The sequence below is a fragment of the Sphingomonas sp. 66-10 genome (genome assembly GCF_001897045.1).
Taxonomy (GTDB): Bacteria; Pseudomonadota; Alphaproteobacteria; order Sphingomonadales; family Sphingomonadaceae; genus Sphingomonas; species Sphingomonas lycopersici.
The window spans coordinates 427,286-449,570 of the sequence record NZ_MKRR01000133.1 but is presented as its reverse complement, the minus strand read 5'-3'; the positions used below and the strand labels follow the sequence as shown (position 1 = coordinate 449,570).

At 65.9% G+C, this 22,285-nt stretch carries 20 protein-coding genes; 9 read left to right on the top strand and 11 right to left on the bottom strand.

What is annotated here, in order from left to right; genetic code table 11:
* A partial coding sequence (locus BGN95_RS16015; RefSeq protein ID WP_286773293.1) for an MFS transporter occupies window positions 1-417 on the bottom strand: 417 nt, incomplete at its 3' end.
* Between the two features lie 115 nt (window positions 418-532).
* Between BGN95_RS16015 and BGN95_RS16010 the strand changes: the two genes are divergently transcribed.
* From BGN95_RS16010 to BGN95_RS16000, 3 genes are read left to right on the top strand one after another with little or no spacing between them, the layout of a single operon-like run.
* Window positions 533-1,438: a cupin domain-containing protein gene (locus BGN95_RS16010; RefSeq protein ID WP_286773292.1), complete on the top strand. Its 906-nt coding sequence runs from the start codon at window positions 533-535 to the stop codon at window positions 1,436-1,438.
* Between the two features lie 29 nt (window positions 1,439-1,467).
* Entirely contained in the window at window positions 1,468-1,902 is a 435-nt protein-coding gene (locus BGN95_RS16005) for a 3'-5' exonuclease family protein (protein ID WP_286773291.1), read from the top strand.
* A gap of 47 nt (window positions 1,903-1,949) precedes the next feature.
* A complete protein-coding gene (locus tag BGN95_RS16000; protein ID WP_286773290.1) occupies window positions 1,950-2,942 on the top strand; it encodes an SMP-30/gluconolactonase/LRE family protein in 993 nt (330 codons plus the stop codon).
* A gap of 4 nt (window positions 2,943-2,946) precedes the next feature.
* Here BGN95_RS16000 and BGN95_RS15995 read toward each other — a convergent pair whose 3' ends face one another.
* On the bottom strand, window positions 2,947-3,279 hold the full coding sequence (locus BGN95_RS15995) for a hypothetical protein (RefSeq protein WP_265311790.1): 333 nt from the start codon (window positions 3,277-3,279) through the stop codon (window positions 2,947-2,949).
* A 13-nt stretch (window positions 3,280-3,292) separates the two neighbouring features.
* A complete protein-coding gene (locus BGN95_RS15990) occupies window positions 3,293-5,191 on the bottom strand; it encodes an outer membrane protein assembly factor BamB family protein (RefSeq protein ID WP_265311791.1) in 1,899 nt (632 codons plus the stop codon).
* Window positions 5,192-5,338: 147 nt separating this feature from the next.
* On the opposite strand from BGN95_RS15990, the gene BGN95_RS15985 reads away from it, so the two are divergent.
* From BGN95_RS15985 to BGN95_RS15965, 5 genes are all read left to right on the top strand, one after another.
* The gene (locus BGN95_RS15985) at window positions 5,339-6,526 is read left to right on the top strand and encodes a CaiB/BaiF CoA transferase family protein (protein ID WP_265311792.1); all 1,188 of its coding nucleotides are present in this window, start codon (window positions 5,339-5,341) and stop codon (window positions 6,524-6,526) included.
* A complete protein-coding gene (locus tag BGN95_RS15980; RefSeq protein WP_286773289.1) occupies window positions 6,523-7,305 on the top strand; it encodes an enoyl-CoA hydratase in 783 nt (260 codons plus the stop codon). The genes BGN95_RS15985 and BGN95_RS15980 overlap by 4 nt, the downstream gene beginning before the upstream one ends.
* 136 nt (window positions 7,306-7,441) lie before the next feature.
* On the top strand, window positions 7,442-10,078 hold the full coding sequence (locus BGN95_RS15975; protein ID WP_286773288.1) for a TonB-dependent receptor: 2,637 nt from the start codon (window positions 7,442-7,444) through the stop codon (window positions 10,076-10,078).
* Window positions 10,078-11,166: a Ca2+-dependent phosphoinositide-specific phospholipase C gene (locus tag BGN95_RS15970; RefSeq protein WP_286773287.1), complete on the top strand. Its 1,089-nt coding sequence runs from the start codon at window positions 10,078-10,080 to the stop codon at window positions 11,164-11,166. Before BGN95_RS15975 ends, BGN95_RS15970 begins: the two co-directional genes overlap by 1 nt.
* A 101-nt stretch (window positions 11,167-11,267) precedes the next feature.
* The gene (locus BGN95_RS15965; protein ID WP_286773286.1) at window positions 11,268-11,846 is read left to right on the top strand and encodes a putative glycolipid-binding domain-containing protein; all 579 of its coding nucleotides are present in this window, start codon (window positions 11,268-11,270) and stop codon (window positions 11,844-11,846) included.
* A 61-nt stretch (window positions 11,847-11,907) separates the two neighbouring features.
* Here the strand turns inward: BGN95_RS15965 and BGN95_RS15960 are convergent, their stop codons facing one another.
* The 8 genes from BGN95_RS15960 to BGN95_RS15925 all read right to left on the bottom strand — a co-directional run bounded on the left by BGN95_RS15960 (window position 11,908) and on the right by BGN95_RS15925 (window position 21,235).
* On the bottom strand, window positions 11,908-12,360 hold the full coding sequence (locus tag BGN95_RS15960) for a c-type cytochrome (RefSeq protein ID WP_265311796.1): 453 nt from the start codon (window positions 12,358-12,360) through the stop codon (window positions 11,908-11,910).
* Window positions 12,360-14,444 carry an outer membrane protein assembly factor BamB family protein gene (locus BGN95_RS15955; RefSeq protein ID WP_286773285.1) on the bottom strand — a complete coding sequence of 695 codons (2,085 nt, stop codon included), beginning with the start codon at window positions 14,442-14,444 and terminating at the stop codon, window positions 12,360-12,362. The genes BGN95_RS15960 and BGN95_RS15955 overlap by 1 nt, the downstream gene beginning before the upstream one ends.
* A gap of 35 nt (window positions 14,445-14,479) precedes the next feature.
* A complete protein-coding gene (locus BGN95_RS15950; protein ID WP_286773284.1) occupies window positions 14,480-15,958 on the bottom strand; it encodes an NAD-dependent succinate-semialdehyde dehydrogenase in 1,479 nt (492 codons plus the stop codon).
* Window positions 15,959-15,979: 21 nt separating this feature from the next.
* A complete protein-coding gene (locus BGN95_RS15945) occupies window positions 15,980-17,215 on the bottom strand; it encodes an iron-containing alcohol dehydrogenase (protein ID WP_286773283.1) in 1,236 nt (411 codons plus the stop codon).
* The gene (locus BGN95_RS15940) at window positions 17,212-17,613 is read right to left on the bottom strand and encodes a c-type cytochrome (protein WP_286773282.1); all 402 of its coding nucleotides are present in this window, start codon (window positions 17,611-17,613) and stop codon (window positions 17,212-17,214) included. The genes BGN95_RS15945 and BGN95_RS15940 overlap by 4 nt, the downstream gene beginning before the upstream one ends.
* Window positions 17,614-17,683: 70 nt before the next feature.
* A complete protein-coding gene (locus BGN95_RS15935) occupies window positions 17,684-19,012 on the bottom strand; it encodes an MFS transporter (protein ID WP_286773281.1) in 1,329 nt (442 codons plus the stop codon).
* Window positions 19,012-20,430 (bottom strand): amidohydrolase family protein, encoded by a 1,419-nt coding sequence (locus BGN95_RS15930; protein WP_286773280.1) that lies wholly within the window; start codon window positions 20,428-20,430, stop codon window positions 19,012-19,014. The genes BGN95_RS15935 and BGN95_RS15930 overlap by 1 nt, the downstream gene beginning before the upstream one ends.
* A gap of 94 nt (window positions 20,431-20,524) precedes the next feature.
* The gene (locus BGN95_RS15925; RefSeq protein WP_265311803.1) at window positions 20,525-21,235 is read right to left on the bottom strand and encodes a GntR family transcriptional regulator; all 711 of its coding nucleotides are present in this window, start codon (window positions 21,233-21,235) and stop codon (window positions 20,525-20,527) included.
* Window positions 21,236-21,361: 126 nt separating this feature from the next.
* On the opposite strand from BGN95_RS15925, the gene BGN95_RS15920 reads away from it, so the two are divergent.
* Window positions 21,362-22,285: alpha-glucuronidase family glycosyl hydrolase (locus BGN95_RS15920; RefSeq protein ID WP_286773279.1), on the top strand; the 924-nt coding region annotated here is incomplete at its 3' end.

Sequence of the window (22,285 nt, the reverse complement as noted above, 5' to 3'; positions counted from 1 at the left end):
GCGCTCCGCGACGGGAATCCAGCGCGCGATGAACTGGTTGCCGGCGGGATAACCCGCCGCCTCGCCGATACCGAGCGCGAAGCGAACCAATGCCAGCATCAGGATCGCGTGCCGGCCCTGCGGCGGCACCAATGCCGTCGCGATGCTGAAAACGCCCCACCAGATCAGCGCCGCGGTCAGCAGATTGCGTGGCCCGATCCGCGCCGCGAGCCATCCCGCGGGCACCTGGAACAAGGCGTATCCGATCAGAAAGGCGCTGAATACCCAGCCGAGCCGCACCTGATCGATCCCATAATCGTGGCGCATCTCGACCCCCGCGACCGAGATGTTGGTGCGATCGAGGAAGGCGATCGCGCTGATCACGAACAGCATGAAGATAAGCCGGATGCGAACCGCCGACCGCGCGTGCCTCGCCATTCAACCTCTCCCGATCTGCGATTTTCGAATAATATCCTATATGATTTTCGTTTAGGCGGGTTATAACGCGGCGTAAAGACCGACAAATCGCGGTTTCACGGATAGGGGAGAGGTGGTGGATTCCGCTCGCAGCCATGCCTTGGCACTGACGGCGCTCGCCGCGCTGCTGACGCCGATGCCCGCCCGCGCCGGCCCGGTCGCCGATCGGATCGGGCATAGCGATCCCTCGCGATTTCGCAGCGCGAGCGGCGTGCACGGCGGCGCCGGATCGATGGCGTTCGCGCCGCTGCTCGGCGCCCATGCGCTCAGTACCAACCTCATTTTCGTACACCGCGGGGAAATCGCGCCGAAGAGCGGGATCGGCCAGCATTTCCATAATCAATGCGAGGAGATGTTCGTCATCCTCGACGGCGATGCCGAGTTCACGATCGACGGGCGCACCTCGACGATCGCCGGCCCCGCCGCGGTGCCGGATCGGATGGGCCATGCGCATGCCATCTACAATCCCGGCGACCGCCCGATTCAATGGCTCAACGTCAATGTCGGGATGACCAAAAACTACGACAATTTCGACCTTGGCGACCCGCGGGTCGGCGTGCCGCTCGATCCGGTGCCGCAATTCATCAGCATGCGGCTGGACCGCGCGCTCCTCCGCCCGACGCAGCGGATGGACGGCGGGCAGGGCACCGTCCTCTATCGCCGCGCGCTCGGCCCCGCCGTGTTCGCGACGCCGTGGAGTTTCGTCGATCACCTCGTGCTGCCGCCCGGCACGTCGGTGGGCGCGGCATCCACGCCCGGCATGAGCGCGGTTTATTATGTCGTCGCCGGCGAAGGCGAGATGACGATCGCGAACGAGACGGTGCGGGTCCGCGCCGGCGATGCGGTGCCGGTCGAGGTGGGCGAGCGGCGTGCGATCCGCCAGATCGGCGGCCAGCCGATCGAATTCATGGTGATCGGCATCGCCAGGGATCTCGCCGCCAAAGCGGCGTTCGCCGAGGCCGCCGCTCCGCGCCCGAAATGATCATCCGTCCATTGCGAAAGGGAATGTTCGTGGAACGCAGAAAGCTGCTCAAATTGCTCGCCTTCGCCGGCATCGGCGCCAGCGGGGCGACCAAATCGCTTGCCGGGCCGGTACGTCGCGGCGCGCGCGCGCCGGGCAAGCCGATCGTGCTCTATTGCGATCTCGCGGTGGACCCGAAACGCGAGCAGGAGATGCTCGATGCCTTTCACGATCATTTCAAGCCCGCGGCCGAAAGCTTCCGCGGCCGTGGCTATATCGACCTGAAGATGCTGAAGCTGCGCTCCATCGTCCAGGGCGGTCCGGCGCCCGCGCCGGGGATCAACTATCGCTTCCAGCTGACCTATGAAAGCGAAGAGCAGCGCCAACGCTGGATACATTCCGAAGTCCATCAGAAAAACTGGCCGCTGATCGAGAACACCGTCCTCAACAAGGACTATCTCGTCCTGCTCACCGACAGCGTGTGACGCATCACGCGCCCCGTGATTTCAACCCAGTAAGGGAAGCAGTAAAAATGCGCCTGACGAGCATGTTCGCGGTGTCGGTGATATCCATTGTCGCGCCGCTCGCCGCCGCGCCGACCACCGGCATCGGTATCGACCGCCTCGATCCCGCGCTCGACGGGCTGATCGCGCCCGACGCGCAGCCGGAGCGGGTGGCGACCGGCTTCAGCTTCACCGAGGGCCCGATGTGGAAAGACGGCCGCTTGTGGTTCAGCGACGTCAACGGCGACAAGATGCGCGCCGTCGATCCTGCGGGCAAGGTTCAGGAACTGATCGCGAATTCGGGCGGCCTCGCCAATCCGCCGGCCGGCGCGAGCATCGGTTCGAATGCGATGGTGCCGGCCGAGGACGGCAGCGTGCTGATGGCGCAGATGGGCGCGCGTCGCATCGTGCGGATCGACGGCAAGCTCAATATCCATCCTTTTCTGGCCGAGTTTCAGGGTAAGCGACTGAACAGCCCGAACGATCTGGTCTATGCGCGCGACGGCGCATTATGGTTCACCGATCCGCCCTTCGGTCTTTTCAACGGGATGGACAAGGATCCCGCCAAGCAACTCCCCTTCAACGGGGTGTTCCGCTACGCACAGGGCGTGCTGAAACCGGTGATTACCGATCTCAAGCTGCCCAATGGAATCGGTTTTTCACCCGACGGGCATGTCCTTTACGTCACCGATTATGGGCCGCCGGGCGCCATTTTCGCTTATGACGTCGGGCGCGACGGCGCGCTTTCGAACAAGCGGACGCTCATCGCATTCCCGCGTGGCGGCGGCGGCGGGGCCGATGGCCTCAAGGTCGACCGCGCGGGCAATATCTGGGCCACCGGCCCCGGCGGCATCCGCATCATCACCCCGCAGGGCAAGGTGCTCGGCCAGATCAGGCTGCCCGAGGTCGCGGCGAACCTCGCCTTCGCCGGTGACGGGCATATCCTCTACATCACGGCATCGACCAGCATTTACCGGCTCCGCACCAAAGTGGCGGGGGTGCTGCCGCGCTATACGCGCTGAGCCGTCAATGCTTCGCAGGCTGCGGCGAGGCGTCGGCGGCGGGAGCCGGATTGCCGTCGCTATAATGGGCGGCAAGATAGTCGACCACCGTCTTCTGCTCCTCCGGCGACAGCTCGGCGCCGCGGTCGATCATCGACTGGACCACCCCCGCCCATGCCGCCGGTGCCTTGTGCGCCGCGAAAACCTGCGCGGTCGAATGGCAGAAGCCGCACCGCTCGTTGATGAGATTGAGCCCCGGGCCGGGCGGGGGCGGGGATTGCGGCGCGGCCGACGCGATCGTCCCGGTCAGCGCGATGCCGGTCAGCAGCAAAGCGAGCGAAGCCGTCTTGTGGGTCATCTTTCCAGGAACCTTATTGCAGGGCGAATGCGACCACCTGGTCGCTTGTCGCGGGTTCGGCAAATCCGCCGGTGGCGACGACCGCGACGATCTGACGGCCGCCCCGCGCGCGATATGTCATGGGCATCCCGTAGTTCGAGGCCGGCAGCTTGGCCTTCCACAGCATCTCGCCGGTCTTCGTGTCGAACGCGCGCAACATCGAATCGCGCGTCGCGCCGATGAAGGTGAGGCCGCTCGCGGTGGTGATCGGGCCACCGGCACTGATCACCCCGGCATCGGCGAAGGCGGGCTCGGGATTGTCGCCGAGCACCTTGCGCCAGGCGATATCCCCGGTGTTGACGTTGACCGCGACCAATTCTCCCCACGGCGGTTTCTGGCAGGGATTGCCGGTCGCCGGATCGAGGAAATAGCGATAGCCGTCTTTCAGCCCCCAGCTGCCGTCGGGCTGTTGCTCGAGTTGCTGCGGGCTGGCGATGTTGTTGATGTTGATGACATAATATCCGCTTGCCGGATCGAACGCGCCGCCGCCCCAATCCGCGCCTCCCCAACTGCTGGGAAAGGAATTGACCGAGGAATCCGCGCGCAGCGGCTGAAACATCCTGCTCGGAACGATATTGAAGTCTTTGATCATCCTGTCGCAGGTCGCGCGATAGGCTGCCGGGCCGTCGGCCTGATCGGCGGCGTCATAGCCCAGCCGGGCGAGCGGCGCGGGCTTCGCCGGCATCGGCTGCGTCGGCCAGGGTTGTTCGCCCGGAACATCGGTCTGGGTCGGCACCGGCTCTTCCCGCACGTCATAGAGCGGCTTGCCCGTCACGCGATCGAGCATGAACATGATCGTCATCTTGTTCATGACGGCGATCGCCGGAATGGTGCGACCGTTGCGCTTGACGTCGATCAGCGTCGTGACCGGAAGGTCGAGATCCCAGATGTCGTGATGGACGGTCTGGAAATGCCAGAGATACCGGCCGGTGCGCGCGTCCACCGCGACGATCGCGTTGCCGTAGAGATTCTCGCCCTTGCGGTCGCCGCCCCAGCGATCGAACGTCGGTGCGCCGAACGGAAGATAGGCGATCCCGCGCTTCTCGTCGACGGCGACGAACGTCCAGACGTTGACGCCCGAGCGTCCCTGCCAGCTTTCGCCCTCCCAGGTGCCGAAATTCTTCTCGCCGGGGCGCGGAATCGCGTGAAAGGTCCAGACGAGCTTGCCGGTGATCGCATCCCAGGCGCGCACGTCGCCCGATGCGCCCTTGGTCGGCATCTCCTGGACGCGCGATCCGGTGATGATCAGGTTCCTGAAAATCGCCGGGGGGCTGCTCATGCCATAAGGCGCGCGGGTCGCGTTCATCACCTCGGGCGTTTTCATGTCGACCGTGCCGCCGGCGCCGAAGCCGGTGGCGAGCAGCCCGGTTTTCGCGTCGACCGCATATAGTTTGCCGGTGCGGCCGCCGAAGACGATGCGCGGCCCGATCTTTCCGGCGCCGGGCCAATAGGCGACCCCGCGCGTCGACGGCTGATCGTTCCCCGGCAGGCTGAAGGTCCAGAGTTCCTTGCCGGTCGCGGCGTCGAGCGCGACGACGCGGCGATAGGGCGTCGCGAGATACATCACCCCGCCGATGACCAGCGGGGTCGCTTCGGATGCGGCATAGCCGGTGCGGAACCGCGCCGGGACCCCCTCATGCACCGCCGCAGTCTCGCCGGTCGTTCCGGCCGGGCGCATATGATAGGACCAGAGCGGAGCGAGCTTGCCGACATTTGCCGGCGTTATCTCGGTAAGCGGCGAATGCCGGGCGAGATCTTCGTTATGGCCGTAGCTCCGCCAGTCGTCGCGATTTCCTGCCGTCGCGCCCGACGCCAGAAGCAGCGCGCCGCCGGTGACGCAGCACTTTATTTGTCGTACATAATGTCCGTACAAGCAGCCTCTCCTGTCTCGGGCCGACGCCTGCGGGCGAATCGCATTGTCCCTTGATCGGCGTGATGCTAGCAACCGCAAGAATCATATACAATATGATCCACGGAGCGTTTCGGCGCCCCGTGCGGTCATGAAAAAGGAGAAAAGCGGATGCCGAATTTGCCTCTGGCCGGGCTGCGCGTCCTGGATATCTCGCAGGTCATGGCCGGCCCGTTCTGCTGCATGCTGCTCGGCGACATGGGGGCCGATGTCATCAAGATCGAGCCGCCGCGCACCGGCGATTCAACCCGCCATTCGATGGGCTTCCGATTGAAGGGGGAGGACAGCCCCGGTTTTCTCGCGCTCAACCGCAACAAGCGCAGCATCACGCTCGACCTCAAGACCGATGCGGATCGCGCGGTGCTGTACGCCTTGGTCAAGACCGCCGACATCGTGGTCGAAAATGCGCGCCCCGGCGTCGCGAAGCGCCTCGGCGTGGATTACGACACGCTCGCTGCGATCAACCCCCGGCTCGTCTACGCCAGCATCTCCGGCTTCGGCCAGACCGGACCCTGGGCGCAGCGACCCGGCTTCGACCTGATCGCGCAGGCGATGTCGGGCATCCTCAGTTCCAACGGCTTCCCCGGGATGGAGCCGGCGAAGAACTCGATCGCGGTCGCCGATCTCGGCGCCGGTCTGTTTTCGGCCTATGCGATCCTGAGCGCGATCATCGGTCGCGAGACCTCCGGCGTCGGCCAATATATCGACGCCTCGCTGCTCGAGGCGGCGCTCGGGCTGTCGATCTGGGAAACGACCGAGCTTTGGGGGACGGGCAAGCCGCCGACCCCGATCGGGTCGGCCAATCGCATGTCGGCGCCATATCAGGCGATGAAGGCCTCGGACGGCTGGTTCGTGATCGGCGCGGCCAATCAGGGGCTGTGGATCATTTTCCTCGATGTCATCGGGCGGCCCGAACTCCAGCGCGATCCGCGCTATGCGACCAACGCCAACCGCGTGGTCAACCGCGAGCAGCTGATTGCCGATCTGGCGCCGACCTTCCTGACGCGCACGCGGCAGGAGTGGATCGACGCATTGCTCGGCGCGGGCGTTCCCGCCGCACCGATCCTCGATTATGGCGAGGCGGTGACGAGCGAGCAGGCGATCGCGCGCGAGATGGTGATGGCGGTGAAACATCCCGTCGAGGGCGAATTCAAGGCGCTCGGATTTCCCGTCAAGATGCGCGGCACGCCGCAGGCGGTGCGCTTGCCCCCACCGTTGCTCGACGAACATGGCGATGAGATCCGGCGCGAGCTCGTGGCGCGCGGTTTGCTCGCGCCGCGGAAGGAGGCGGCGGAATGAGCGAGGGGCGGGTGGTCTTCGAGCGGCGCGGCGCGCAGGCGCATGTCCGCTTCGACAATCCGGCCGCGCACAATGCCCTGACCGGCCGGATGTGGCTCGACCTGCGCGATATCGCACATGACATCGCGACTGACCGGGCGATCCGTATCGTCACGTTTCGCGGCACCGGCGGCAAGGCGTTTATCTCCGGCACCGATATCGCGAAATTCGCCGATTTCGTGCGGGGCGAACAAGGCGTCGACTATGAACGCGGGATCGACGAATGCATGGCCGCGGTGGATCGCATCCCCTGCGCCACCGTCGCGATCGTCGAGGGCTGGGCGGTCGGCGGCGGGCTCAATATCGCATCGGCGTGCGACTTCCGCATCGCCACCCCGGATGCGAAATTCGGGTCGCCGATCGGCCGCACGATCGGCAATTGCCTGTCGGCGGCGAGCGTGGCGCGGATCGGCGGCGCGGTCGGCGTACAGCGTGCCAAGCGTATGCTGCTCCTCGGCGAATTGCTGGGGGCCGACGAATTGCGCGCGAGCGGCTTCCTGCTGAAGGTGATCGAACGCGAGGAACTGGACGGCGCGGTCGCGGCGTTGTGCGATCGCGCCGCCGAAAACGCCCCGCTCACCACGCGCGCGACCAAGGAGACGATGCGGCGCATGGGCATGGCGGTCCTGCCCGAGGTGGATGATCTGATCGCCGAGGTTTATGGCAGCGCCGATTTTCGCCGCGGCGTCGCGGATTTCCTGGCGAAGACGAAGCGCGTGCCGGACTGGACGGGCAGTTGAGCCGGCCCGGGCGGCCGCCGGGCGCAGGGACTGCCACCGCGATTAAATGTTAGCGTAATCCTGGAGCCATCAAACTGTCATCGCCGGATTCTAACCGCCCCGCAACGGCCTGAGCGCCACCGGGAGAAATCATCCGATGACACGTTATTCGCGCATCCTTTGCGCGCCGCTTCCGCTTGCCATTTTCGCTCTGGCCGCTGCCCCGCCCGCCCATGCGCAGACGACCGCGGTCGCGCCCGCCAGCGACGGAAACGATGCCGCGGGCGGCGGTGATATCGTCGTAACCGGCACCTATGCCCGCAGCCTCGCCGCCGCGACGGAGACGAAGCGCAAGGCCGATTATGGCGTCGACGCGATCAACTCCACCGACATCGGCAAATTCCCGACGCAGAATGTCGCAGAGGCGTTGCAGCTCGTCACCGGGGTCGCGATCACCCGCCCGCGCGGCGAGGGGCTGTACGTCAGCGTCCGGGGCCTCGGCCCGCAATTCCAGAGCACCCTGGTCAACGGCCGCACGGTGGCGATCAACGACCTGATCGAAAACGGCGGCGCCAACGGCCGCCAGTTCCGCTTCGAGATGCTGCCCGCGGAATTCGTTTCGCAGATCGACGTCATCAAGACGCCGACCGCGGACATGACCGAGGGTGCGCTCGGCGGCAATATCGACGTCAAGACCTTCCGTCCGCTGGACGTCGGCAACAAGACCACGCTGAACCTGCGCGGCACCTATACTTCGATGACCGGCAAGGTGCGGCCCAACGCCACTTTGCTGACGAGCGTCAAGACCGACGACGACCAGTTCGGCCTTCTCGTCGGCGCGCAATATTGGGCGAAGTCGGTGCGCAACGACCGCTATTACAATACCGGCTGGAATCTCGACAAGTTCGTCTCCGCGCTGGGGACGGGCTATTATACGCCGACGCGCACCCGCCCGACCGTCGAAACCGAGGACCGCAAGCGTCTGTCCGGCATCATTTCCGCGCAATGGCGTCCGTCGGCGGAACTGGAAACGACGCTCGACGTGTCGGTGACGCGGCTCGATGTCGCCTATGACGAATTCGGTCTCGATATCTACCCGGACGATCCGGGGACCAGCATCGTGCCGGGATCGGTCAAGCGCAACGGCGACACGGTGGTCGGCGCGACGATCAACAACGTGCGCTTCATGGCCTCGCGCGAATATAGCCTCAACCGCCACGATCTGTTCGACGTCGGGCTGAAGCAGGTGTGGAACCCGGATCGGTGGCACCTCTCCGCCAATATCAACTGGTCCTTCGCGCACAGCTATCATCCCAGCTATGCCGAGGGCACGGTGCGCAGCCGTATGCAGTTCCTCGCGCCGCTGACCTATGATGCCTCGGGCGGCTATAAGGTCGGCTCGACGCTCAGCACCCCGGTCAACGTCAACGATCCCGCGAGCTATGGCGTCACCACGTTCAATATCGCGCCGAAGAACAGCAAGGACTGGGACACCTATGCCCGCTTCGACGTCGCTCGCGATCTCGACGGCTTCATCACCAAGATCGCGGTCGGGGGCGAATATCACTGGCGCAAGCGCGATTATCGGCGTCGCGACTTCCTGGTGACCTCTGCCAACGGCACGCCGATCACGAGCTTCGCGCCGAATGCTTATGAGGCGCTGCCGTTCGACGATTTCCTGTCGGGGGTTCCGGGCAATTTCCCGCGCACCTGGCTGGTGCCGGTCACCAGCGCTTTCTACAACAAGCTGTTCACCGACGCGGTGGCGAATGCGCCGCTCACCGCGAGCGACCGGCGCGCCTCCTATGTCGTCACCGAGAAGGTCGCCGGCGCTTATGCACGGGCCGATTATGCCTTCCAGCTCGGCAGCGTGAACGTTACCGGCAATGTCGGTATCCGTTATGTGCATACCGATCAGGTGGCGAGCGGGACGTTGACGTTCGGCGCGACGCCGACCCCGGCCAGCTTCCCGCAGAAATTCAACAATTGGCTGCCGAGCTTCAACCTGCGCGCCGAGCTCACCCCGAGCCTCATCGGCCGTCTCGCCGCCAGCCGCGTGCTGACGCGCCCCAACATGACGCAGAGCGCGCCGCAGATCAGCGTCTCCACCGACGCGCCGACCGCGAGCGGCGGCAACCCCGCGCTCAAGCCCTTCCTCGCGAGCCAGGTCGACGGATCGCTGGAATGGTATTTCCGCCGCAACGCCTCGCTGACCGGTGCCTTGTTCTACAAGGCGATGGACGATTACATCACCGCGCAGAACGTCAATATCGACATTCCGGGGCGCGGCACCGTGTTGCTGAGCACGCAGGTCAATGGCGGCGACGCCAAGGTCTATGGCGTCGAGGCCGCCTATAATCAGGTGTTCGATTTCCTGCCCGCGCCGTTCGACGGCCTCGGCTTCCAGGCGTCCTATACCCACACTTCGGTGCAATCGAGCTATACGGCGGGCGCGCGCCCGATCCTCAACCAGCTCATCGGCTTGTCGAAGAATAGCTTCAACGTCGTCGGTTTCTACGACAAGGGGCCGATCTCGGCGCGTCTGTCCTATGTCTGGCGCGACAAATATCTGTCGAGCAACGGCAGCACCGCCCAGTCGTCGACCTATGTCGCGCCCTTCGGGTCGCTCGACGGCAATCTCTCCTTCCGCGTTACCCCGAAGATGACGGTCAGCGTCGAGGCGATCAACATCGCCGGGGCCAGGAGCTATTCGTATAACGAGACCGAATTGCGCTACGGCGAGATCCAATATTATGGACGCACGCTGCTGTTCGGCGCGCGGGTGGAATTCTGATGCGGATGATCGCTCTCGCCGCTGCGCTGACGCTGATCGGCGCGGCGGCGCCGCCCGTCGCGATGAACGACGTGCAGGTCGTCGGGTCGCACAATAGCTTCAAGGCGCGAATTCCGGCGGCCGTCATGGCGCGGCTCCGCGCGATCGAGCCGAAGCTCGCCGACGGTCTCGATTATTATCATCTGCCGCTGTCGCAGCAGCTCGATGCGGGGGTGCGGCAGGTCGAGCTGGATATCTTCGCCGATCCCGCGGGCGGGCGCTATGCCGATCCGAAAGGCGAGCAATGGGCGCGCGAGGCGGGAGAGGCGACCGGCTTCGATCGCGCGGCGATGCTCCGACCGGGTTTCAAGAGCTTCCACATCCCCGATTTGGACTATCTCAGCACCTGCGTCACTCTCGTGCGTTGCCTGACCGAGATCGATCGCTGGTCGCGCGCGCACCCCGATCACCTGCCGATCATGATCACGATCAACGCGGCGGACACGCCGTCGCATCGGCCGGGGATCACCGATCCGCTGCCGCTCGACAACAAGGAACTGCTCGACGCGCTCGATGCCGAGATACGCTCGGTCCTGCCGGGCAAGCGGCTCATCACCCCGGACGATGTGCGCGGCAAGGCGATGACGTTGCGCGATGCGGTGCGCGCGAAAGGCTGGCCCAGCCTCGCCGCCGCGCGCGGCCGCATCTACATCCTGTTCGATGTCCGCGATGCGGTTTCGGACGCTTATCGCGCGGGGCATCCGTCGCTCGCCGGACGCGCGATGTTCGGCTGGTATCCCGACGACCAGCCCGAATCCGCGGTCCAGATCGTCCAGGACCCGCTGGTCGACGGCGCGAAGATCAGGCGCTGGGTGGCGGAAGGGCTGATCGTGCGGACCCGCACCGATGCGAATACGGTGGAGGCGCGGACGCATGATCTGTCCAAGGCCAAGGCGGCGATGGCGAGCGGCGCGCAGGCGGTCAGCACCGATTATTATCCGGGTGCGCCCGATCCGCTGCGGCAGCGCTTCGTCGTGACCTTGCCGGATGCGGCGATGGCGCGATGCAGTCCGGTGCGGGTGCCGGGCGGGTGCAGCTTGCTTCCGTGAGCGGCGCGATCCGATCGCATGGTAGCGCGCGCGGCTCTCGTCATGCGGCAATGATTCGGTGTACGACCTGAGCGTCGTCATCCGAACGGGTCCCCGATCGTATGGATAATCGCGTTATTTTCTGGCGCCGCCTGGATCTCGACGGCGTGGAGCGCCTCTCCATTGTCGAACGCGACGAGCAAGTCCACATCGCGGGGACGGTGATCGCGACCGAGGATGGCGGGTTCCAGATCGACCATCTTTGGTCTCTCGATGCCGATTGGAGCGCGCAAGCCGTCACGGTCTCCCGCTCAGGAGCAGGCGGCGCGAAGGCCGTGCATCTTGAACGGTCGGGAGAAGATTGGCTCGTGGACGGTATTGTACGCGCCGATCTGATTGGCGCGGAGGAGCCCGATCTGTCCGTGACGCCCTTCTGCAATACCCTGCCGGTGCGCCGGCTTCTCAAGGGGTCGAGCGACACGATCACGCTGGATATCGTCTATATCGACGGCGCCACGCTCGAGGTCACCCGGTCCCGGCAAGCTTATGATCAGATCGCGGCGGGGCGCGTGCGATATCGCGATCTCGGCCTTTTCGCCGGTTTTGAAGCGATGCTCGACGTCGATCGCGACGGGATCGTTTGCCGCTACGAAGGACTGTTCGAACAGGTCGCGATCGAACCGGCCGCCGGCAACGGCTGACGGCCGGTCTTCGAGCGTTCGCCGGCCGCGGCTTGAATATCGCCGTGCGCCGTCTCGCCGGTCAGTTTGCGGGTTTCTGCGAGACGATCTTCATATTCGCCATCATCGGCGGCGCTGGCGGCAGCGCGACCTGACCGGCGGGAAAACCATTGGCCTTGAAGATGAACGCCTCGATATCCGCGACGGTGCGCCCGCTGAGCGTGGCCGGTGCGTTGAGCGGCATCGTCGTCTTGATGCGGTTGAAAAGGTCGCCGGCGGAGGTGCCGTTCCAGTTGTTGAGGAAGCCGGCGCCGGTCAGCGGCGGCGCGACGTCGATTCCCGCGAGGGTGTCACCGTGGCAGGATGCGCAATTGGCGGCATAAGCCGCCTTGCCGCGATCCGCCTGCTCGTCGGTATAGACGCCGCTCCACACCGTGCTGCCCGGCGATTGCGCGCGGGCGACCACCGATCCGCCCAGGATGACGGCTGCTGCGGCGAGGATGAAGGTCGGGCGCTGGGGTTTGGAAAATGTCATCACGCTGCTCCAGGAAGGCGGAAGGCGACGAGCTCCGCGCTGTAATTCCCGCCGCCGATCGCGACGACGATATATTGCTTGCCGCGCAGGCGGTAGGTCATCGGTGACCCGCTTTGCGGCGCCGGCATATAGACGGCGCCCTTTTCCTCGCCGGTCGCTTTGTCATAGGCGCGCAGCATCGCGCCGCGCACGCCATATTCGTTGGTGTAAAACCCCGCCTCGCCACAGATCACCAATGTCTTGGTGACGAGCGGCCCGAGATTGCCCGGACGACCGGTACGCGGGATCTTGAGCCCTTTCAGCGCGGGATGGTTGCGCACGTTATCGGGGGTCTCGCCGTGCGCGATCTGCCATTTGAGATCGCCTTTCGTGAGATCGATCGCCGTGATGCGGCCATAAGGCGGCTTGAGGAGCGGCAATCCGTCGACCGCGAGAAAGCCGGGCGGGGGACCCGCGGCGGCGGCGGGCGCCGGGGCGGGACGGCGGGGCGGCGGCGCCCCGTTGGTCTCGGACCCCATCGCCACCTGCGGGCGCGGTTCCTCGCCCGAGATGCCGTGAACCTGCGGGAATTGCGACACCGTCATATTGGTGTTGGGAATAATGCCGATCACCCCGGGCTGGTTCTTGGAATAAACGAAGACGGTGTGGGTTTCGGGATCGTAGCAGCCGCCCGGCCAGTTGGTGCCGCCCTGGATGCCGGGCGAGATGATCGTGCCCCACCGGCCCGGCTTGCTGACCACGGGTGGCGTGTAGAGGGGACCGATCTTGTAATTCTTCACCAGCTCGACCGCCTTGGCGCGCAGCGCCGGGGTGAAATCGATCAGATCGTCGATCGTCACGCCCTGCACGTCATAAGCCGGCGGCTTGGTCGGAAACGGCTGGGTCGGCGCATACCATTCGCCCGGCACGTCGCCCGCCTCGACCTTGCGTTCGACGATCGGCCAGATCGGCTTGCCGGTCTCGCGGTTGAGGACATAGAGGAAGGCCTGCTTGGTCGGCTGGGCGAGCGCCTTGACGAGCTTTCCGTCGACGGGGATGTCGCACAGGATTGGGGCGCAGGGTATATCGCGATCCCATAGTCCGTGATGGACCAGCTGATAATGCCAGCGCCGCTTGCCCGTCTCGATGTCGAGCGCGACCAGCGTCTCGCCGAACAGCGCATTGCCGCGGCGGAACATGCCCATTTCGTCGCCCGTCGGCAGTTCGACGGGGACATAGACCAGGCCCAGTTCCTCATCGGCGGACATTTCGGCCCAGACGCCGCCATTGCCCGCCTCGTCGGCGTCGCCGTTCAGCCAGCTGTCGTAGCCGAACTCGCCTTTGCGCGGGATGGTATGGAAGATCCATTTGCGCTTGCCCGTGCGAACGTCGAACCCGCGGACATAACCCTTCACATTGCGGCGGACCGCGGGAACGTCCCCGGCGGCATGGGCGGCGCCGACCACCACGGTATCGCGCGCGATGAGCGGGGTCGCGTGGAGCCCGACGTCGGCGGTATCGGGATCGAGCTGCTGATCGAAATCGAGCTTCAGATCGACGATGCCGTTGGTGCCGAAGTCGGGATCGGGAATACCGGTCGCCGCATCGAGCGAGACGAGGCGATATCCGGTCGTGACATAGAGAATGCGCTCCTTCGTCCCGTCCGTCCAATAGGATACGCCGTGCCCCGATAATTGGCGCGGCGAGTTCAGCGCGCGTTGCCCCTCGTCCAGCCGATGCATCCACAAAAGCTCGCCCGACGCGGCGTCGAGCGCGATGCAGTCGCGGCGCGAGCCGGCGGCGAGATACAGCCGGCCCTTGACGAGCAGCGGCGTCGCTTCGAACTGATATTCCTTCCGCGCGCCGAGCGCGTCGGTCTTGAAGCTCCACGCGATTTCGAGATCGGAGAAATTGTCCGCATTGATCTGGTCGAGCGGAGAATAGCGCGTGCTCGCCTGATCGGCGGCATAATGGCGCCATTCGGTATCCGGCAGCGACGATGCGCCCGGCGCGGTCGCGGCAAATGCCTTGAACGGGCCAGCGCCCGCCAGCGCGACCATCGCCGCCGTCTCGCCCAGCATCCTGCGTCGGGAAATCTCGAACATCGCGCTTTTGGGTTCCCTTTCCATTTCCGCGCCGGTTACCAGTCGACCGCGATATATTTGGCCTCGCAATATTCGAGCAGGCCGTGGTGCGCGCCCTCTCGTCCGAGCCCGCTCTGCTTGACGCCGCCGAACGGCGCCGCCGCATCCGAGACCAGGCCGCGGTTGATCGCGATCATCCCGCATTCGATGCGCTCCGCGATGTTCAATGCGCGCTTGAGGTCGGCCGAATAGACATAAGCGGCGAGGCCATATTCGGTCGCATTGGCGAGGCGGATCGCCTCTTCCGCATCATCGAACGGGAGGACCGCCGCGACGGGGCCGAACACCTCCTCGTCGAGGATCGCGGACCCCTGCCGGACATTGGCGAGCACCGAAGGAGGATAGAAGAAGCCCGCGCCCGCCAGCGCCTTGCCACCGAGCCGGACCTGCGCGCCGCGCTGGACGGCATCCGCGACCAGCCGATCGATCTTCTCGATCGACTGCCGGTTGATCATCGCCCCGCATTGGGTCGCGGCGTCGATGCCCGGCCCGACGGCGAGCGCCCCCATCCGCTCGACCAGCCGCTCGACGAACCGGTCGTGGATCCCGCGCTGGACGTAGAAGCGGTTGGCGGCGGTGCAGGCCTCGCCCGCGTTGCGCATCTTGGCGACCATCGCGCCGTCGATCGCGGCGTCGAGATCGGCATCGTCCAGGATGATGAACGGCGCATTGCCGCCCAGCTCCATCGACGAGCTGATCACCGTGTCGGCGGCTTCGCGGAGCAGGATGCGGCCGACCTCGGTCGACCCGGTGAACGAAAGCTTGCGCACGCGCGGATCGTGCAGGATCGCGCTGCACACCGGCCCCGGATCGCTCGCGTTGATGAGGTTGACGACCCCGGCGGGAACGCCGGCGCGCCGCATGATCTCGGCCACCGCCATCGCGGTGAGCGGGGTTTCCTCGGCAGGCTTCAGGATGCAGGTGCACCCGGCGGCGAGCGCCGGCGCGATCTTGCGGGTCGCCATCGCCGCGGGGAAGTTCCACGGCGTGATGAGCAGCGCGACGCCGATCGGCTGATATTGCACCAGAATGCGATTGGCGCCCGACGGCGCGATCGCGACCTCGCCGTTGATGCGGACGGCTTCCTCGGCATACCAGCGGAAGAATTCGGCGGCATAAGCCACCTCGCCCCGCGCATCGCCGAGCGCCTTGCCGTTCTCGAGCGAGATGATCTGCGCCAGCCACTCCTGCTGCGCCATCATGGCGTGGAAACAGGCCATGAGGATATCGGCGCGCTTGCGCGGCGCGGTCGCGGCCCAATCGGCCGCCGCCGCGGCCGCCGCATCGACCGCCGCGATCCCGTCGCCGACGTCGCCGTCGGCAACGGATGTCAGCATGTCGCCCGTCGCTGGATTGATGATCTCGATCCTTTTTCCCCCCGCGGGATCGATCCACGCGTCGCCGATCAGGAGACCGGTGGGGATCGCGAAGGGAGCGGCTGTGCCCGTGGTCGGCGGCGCGTATCGGCTGGTCATGTGACGAGGATTTTCCGAAGCTTATAGGGCGGAAAGGGACGCGCGGTCGCCGGTGAAGGCGGCGCGCGTGATCGATTGCATCGCCGCGAGGTCGAGCGGACGCGGGTTGTTCTTGATGAGCCGCGCGGCATCCAGCGAATGACGCGCGACATAATCCTGCTGATCGGCGGCGAGCCCCAGCGCCGCCAGCGAGGCGGGAATGTCGATCCGCGCAAGCAAATCGCTCACCGCATCGATGAACGCCTGCGCGCGCGCCTCGGCAGGCCCGTCGCCCACGCCGATGGCGTCCGCCAGTTCGGCCAGCGCGTTGGCGCACGCCGGGCGGTTATATTGCATCACGAACGGCAGCAGCGTCGCGACCCCCAGGCCGTGCGCGGTATGCGTCAGATTGCCCACGGGATATTGCAGCGCATGCGCCGCCGCCGTCCCCGCCGTGCCGAAGGCGCAACCGGCGGCGAGCGCGGCGAGCATCACCCCTTCGCGCGCCTCGATATCGCTACCATTTCGGAACGCGCGTTCGAGGTAGGTGAACAGGTTGACGATCGCCAGCTTCGCAAAATGGTCCGACAAGATGTTCTTGCCGACGAACACATGCTCCTGGGTCAGCATCGGATCGGACGGACGCGCCAATGTGGTGAACGCCTCGACCGCATGGGTCAGCGCATCGGCGCCCGAAAAGGCGGTAAGCGCCGGCGGGCAGGTGACGGTCAGCTCCGGATCGCAGATCGCGACCTGCGGAATGAGATAGGGGCTGGCGATGCCGATCTTGGTTCCGCGCTGCTCGTCGGTAATCACCGCAACCGGCGTCACTTCGGAGCCGGTGCCCGCGGTAGTGGGCAGCGCGATCAGCGGAACGACCGGCCCGGGAACCGCGAACTCGCCGTAATAATCCTCGACATTGCCGCCATGCGTGAGGAGCATCGCGGCGACCTTCGCCAGATCGATCGAGCTGCCGCCGCCGACGCCGATCACCACGTCCGGCGCGAAATCGCGTGCCGCGGCGACGCAGCCCTCGATCGATTCCATCGGAAGATCGGGAATCGTGCCGTCGAACACCCGCGTCTCGACGCCGTGGGCGGCGAGATCGGCGAGCATGTCGGCGAATTCGCGCTGGGCGGATTGGCGCTGATCGGTGCACAATATCGCGCGCCGCCCGATCGACGCGGTGGCCGAGCCGAGCGCGGCGCGCTGCTTGCGCCCGAACAGAATATCGCGCGGCAGCCGCAATGCGCCGAACATGGAGAGGGTCTCGCTCACTTGGTGCCGCCACCGACTGTCTTGAGGAATGCAATGACGTCGGCGCGGTCCTGCGCGTCCGTGACCGGCGTCGCCATCATCTTGGTGCCGGGCACCATCTTCCCGGGTCCGGCCAGAAACCGCGATAGCGTGGCCTCGTCCCATTTGATGTGCGCCGCGCGCATCGCCGGGGAATAGACATAGCCCGCGCGCTGCCCGGCGGGGCGGCCGTAAACGCCGGCAAGGTTGGGGCCGATGCCACCGGCGACCGCCGGATCGATCCTGTGGCAAACCGCGCAGCGCGCGAACACCGCCTTGCCTTTGACGGGGTTGCCGGCAGGCGGCGCGGCGAGCGCCGCCGCACCGGCGACGATCGCCGGCGCTCCTCCGATCAGGCCCCATATCACGTTACGATTCAATGCTATTCCCTTTCGGCAACGGGGGCGAAAACCGTGATCGCTCCCACCACAATGCGAATATTAACGTCGTTCATGCCGGCACCGCGTCATGCTCGACGTAAAGCCGCCGCGAGGCGTCGATCCAGAAAAACAGCACTCCCGCGGCGAGCGATAGAGCGGCGAGCACCAGGAATGCCGAAAACCATCCGCTGAAGCTGACGATATAGCCGGTCACCGCCGCTGCGATCGCGGCACCGAGGTTGCCGAGGGTGTTCATCACCGCCGAGACCGAGCCGGCGAATTCGCCGCCGATATCGAGCGTCACCGCCCAGGATACGCCGACGGTCACCTCCAGCCCGAACAGCGCGACGCAAAAGCACGCGATGCTGGTGAGCGGCGCGTCGGCCGATGCGGCGAGCGGAATCGCCGCCGCCGCGACGAAGAAACCGCAGACCGCGACCGCGCGGCGCGCGATCTTCAATCCCATGCCGCGTTTGACCATCAGGTCGGAGAGCCAGCCGCCGGCGAGATCGCCGACGACCCCGGCCATCAGCGGCAGGCTGGCCAGCAATCCCATCACCGCGATGTCGAACCCGCGCGCATCGTGAAGATATTTCGGGAACCAGGTGAGGAAGATGTTGATGCAATAAGCGTAGCAGAAATACATTGCGGACAGGAGCCAGAGCTGGGGCTGGCCGAGCAGGTGGCGCCACGGCACCTTGGCGTTCGCGCCACCGGCACCGAGCGCCGCCTCGATCATCGCGCATTCCGCTTCATTGGTGCGCGGATGCTCGCGCGGCCTGTCCCGATAATAGCAGAACCACAGCAACGCCCAGGCGACCCCCACCCCGGCGAACAGCAGGAACGGCATGCGCCAGCCGAAATCGACGATCAGCAATGCGACGAAGACCGGGGTGACGGCGCCCCCGAGCCGCGCGCCGGCATGGGTGACGCCCTGCGCCCAGCCGCGCTCCGAGGGCAGCATCCAGCGCGACAGCGATCGGGTTGCGATCGGGAATGATCCCGCTTCGCCGATCCCGAACAGAAAGCGGCATACGATCATCGAGCCGGCGGACCAGGTCGCGGCGGTCGCGGCGGTAAAGACCGACCACCACAATACCACCCCGGTCAGCGCGCGCCGCGGCCCGAACCGGTCGCCCAGCCATCCGCCGGGGATCTGGAAAATCGCATAAGCGAATTGAAACGCGGCGAAAATCCACCCCATCGTGACCAGCGAGAAACCGAATTCCGCCTGGATCGACGGCGCCGCGGTGGAGATCACCACCCGGTCCATATAAGTGATGAGATACGCCAGCACGGTCAGCCACAGCACGACATGCCGCGTGCGCGTCGGCCGCGCGACGGCGGTTTGCGGCTGATCGGCGGCGCCGGCGTCGATGATTTCCGCGGCGACGGGCATTATGGCTGCGCCCGGCCGCAGCCGTCGAGCGGGCGACCCACGCAGGTCTCCCAGATCGTGGGAACCTTGCGGCCGGCGATATAGACGGCGCGGATCGCGCGGGTGTTGCGAATGTCCGCGACCGGATCACGATCGAGCACCAGCAGATCCGCCCATTTGCCTTTCGCTATCGTGCCGGCCTGATTGGCGCCGATGAAGCGCGCATTGGTTCCCGTTGCGGCGGTGATCGCCTGGAGCGGGGTGATCCCCGCCTTCACCATCAATTCCAGTTCCCAATGCGCGAAATAACCGGGGAACCGGCCGGTCGGGCCGCTGTCGGTGCCCATGCCATAGGTCACGCCATTCTTCGCCTCGGTGGCGAAATTGGTCATCGCGTTGCGCAGCGCCTCCGGATATTTCGCGAAGTCACGTGCGGCGCCCAGGCGCTGCTGCCGTTCGGGCGCCTTCAGCGCCGCGACCGTGCCAGGGGATACGCCGCGGGAAAAGAAAGGATCGTCGACGAAGGGCAGCAGGCGGTAGGTGAAAGATGCTTCGCGGCTCAACGTCGAGGCCAGCTGCCACGTGCCGCGCGTCTTCATCATCCGCGCGAGCGACGGATCGGCGACGCGATCGCGGACCTGATGCATGAATGCGTCGATGCCTTCGCGGGTCAGTTCGACGGCATTGTCATAATAGAAGATATGCGCGGCGGCCTTCTTGCCTTTTGCGTGCGCGGCATCGATCACCGCACGGCTGATCGAATAAGGCATCCGCTCGGCGATCGCGCCGAATTCGTCGTCGATCCATAATTTGATGAAATCGTCGCCCTTGGCCGCCTCGCGATCGACCATTGCGGTCGCTTCGGCCGGGGTCGCGACCGACTGGTCGAGGCCCGGGACGCCGCCATAGCTTCCCTTGAACACCACGCCGCGCCCGGCGGTGAAGACCCGCGCGCGATCGGGTCGGCCGCTGCGCCGTTGCTCGGCAATGACCTCGTGGATCGCATCGCCGTCGGTGCCCAACGTATAGACCGTCGTGACGCCATAAGCGGCGTAGAGCTTCAGCTGGCGCTCGACATTGTCGCGGCTGTAATATCTGGTGAAATCCTGGTCGATGCCGTCCACCAGGCCGAGGTGGACATGGCTGTCGATAAGCCCCGGCATGACATATTTGCCGCGAAGATCTTCGCGCCGCGTCAGCCGATCGACCCTGACGCGGCTGGCGGGGCCGACCCAGACGATGCGGCCATTCGCAATGACCAGCGACTGATCGGCGACCGGCTGGCGGCCGGTGCCGTCGATCAGCGTGAAATGATCGAGCACCGTCGTGGTAAGGCGAGGCGCCTCGGCGCCGCCGAGCGTCAGCAGAATCGCCGCACAACGCGCTGCGGGGCGCAGATGACGGCCTAACCGCTTCAGTCGCACCAGTCGCCTCTCCATTTCATATCCTATATGATCTGGTAGGAGGCGTGATCGAGGCTGTCAAGCAAATGAGGGGTTATTTGTCGGAGAAATCGCCGCGCGGGGCAACTTCTTATGGGGTGGCGAGCGCCGCATCCATCCGTTGCTGCGACCGCTCGAGGTGTGCGCGTACCGCTTGCTCGGCCGCCGCCGCGTCGTGCGCGACCAGCGCGTCGATGATGCGGCGATGTTCCGCCGCTGCCTCGTTGGGCGCGTTGGTGCGATAAAGCGCACGGAAGATGTGCAGATGCGCATGCAGCCGCTCGATCGTGTCGGCGATAAGGCGGTTGCCGCTCCCCGTGGCGATGAGCCGGTGGAGCGCCGCATCGGCTTCCGCGAACCGCGAATAGGCCCGGGCGTCGCCGTCGACCACGTCCGACATGTCGCGATCGATCGCCTGCAGCAGCGCGATCGATTCGTCGGTCATCAGCTCCGCCGCGCGCGCCGCGGCATAGGGTTCGATCAGCTGGCGCAGCGTATAGAGATCGCGCACTTCCTCGCGCGTCATCTGCGGGCTGGCGCGATAGCCGACGTTGGTCGTCTTGAAGACGAGCCGCTCCGCCTCGAGCTGGCTCAGCGCCTCGCGAACCGGGGTCTGCGAAATACCGAGCTGGCGCGCGATCGTATCGATCGCGATCCGCTCGCCGGGCGCGATCTCGACGCTCATCAACATCGTCAGCAGATAGTCATAAGCGCGGTCGACCAGTGTCGGCCCCGGGCCGGATTGATGCGGGCCGTTACCGGCGGGGGAGGAGGAAATCGTCGGATTCTCGCGCTGCGACACTATCGGCACCATCAATTGCAATATGTCATATAGTATAGGAAAAGCGCGCAAAAGAGGAAGGCGAAAAGCGGCCTTCGCACGCGGCGGCGCCGGGCGCGATAAACCCGTGCTGCCAGGGGAGTTATCATGACGCGCGCGATCCTATGGCTTTGTGCCGCCCTTTTGCTCGCCGGCGCGGGACCGGCCCAGGCGGAGGACGGATATGATCTGTGGCTTCGCTATCGGCCGCTTCCGGCGCGAGCGCGCGCCAACCGCCCGCCGGCGATCGTGGTGCGCGGCGCGTCCCCGATGATGCAGGCGGCGGCGGACGAACTTTCGCGCGGCCTCGGCGGATTGTTCGCCGCCCCGGTGGCGCGCGCCGATCACGCGCGTGACGGCGCGGTGGTTCTGGCGCGGATCGGGCACGACGAAGCCGCTTCGCTCCGCGCCCTCGGCCCGCGGCTGGGCGACGAAGGCTATGTCGTTCGCCGGATCACCGTCGCGGGACGCGCGCTCGTCGTCGTCGCGGCGAACGACGACCGCGGCATTCTTTACGGCGGCTTCGCCTTGCTCCGCTGGCTCCAGACCGGTCACACGCTCGGCGCCGTGGCGCTGATGTCGCGCCCGAAAGTGAAATTGCGGGTGCTCGATCATTGGGACAATCTCAACGGCAGCGTGGAGCGCGGCTATGCCGGCCAGTCGCTGTGGGACTGGTGGATGCTCCCCGACGTCCGCGAGCCGCGCTATGTCGATTATGCGCGCGCCAATGCCTCGATCGGCGTCAACGGGGCGGTGCTCAACAACGTCAACGCTTCCGCATCGAGCCTGACGCAGCGCTATATATCCAAGGCCGCCGCGCTGGCGGACGTCTTCCGGCCCTATGGCATCAAGGTCTATCTGTCGGCGCGCTTCTCCGCCCCGATCGAGATCGGCCATCTGAGCACCGCCGATCCGAAGGACCCGCAGGTCGCGGCGTGGTGGCGCGCCAAGGCGGACGAGATCTACGCGGCTATCCCCGATTTCGGCGGCTTTCTCGTCAAGGCCAGTTCCGAAGGACAGCCCGGGCCGCAG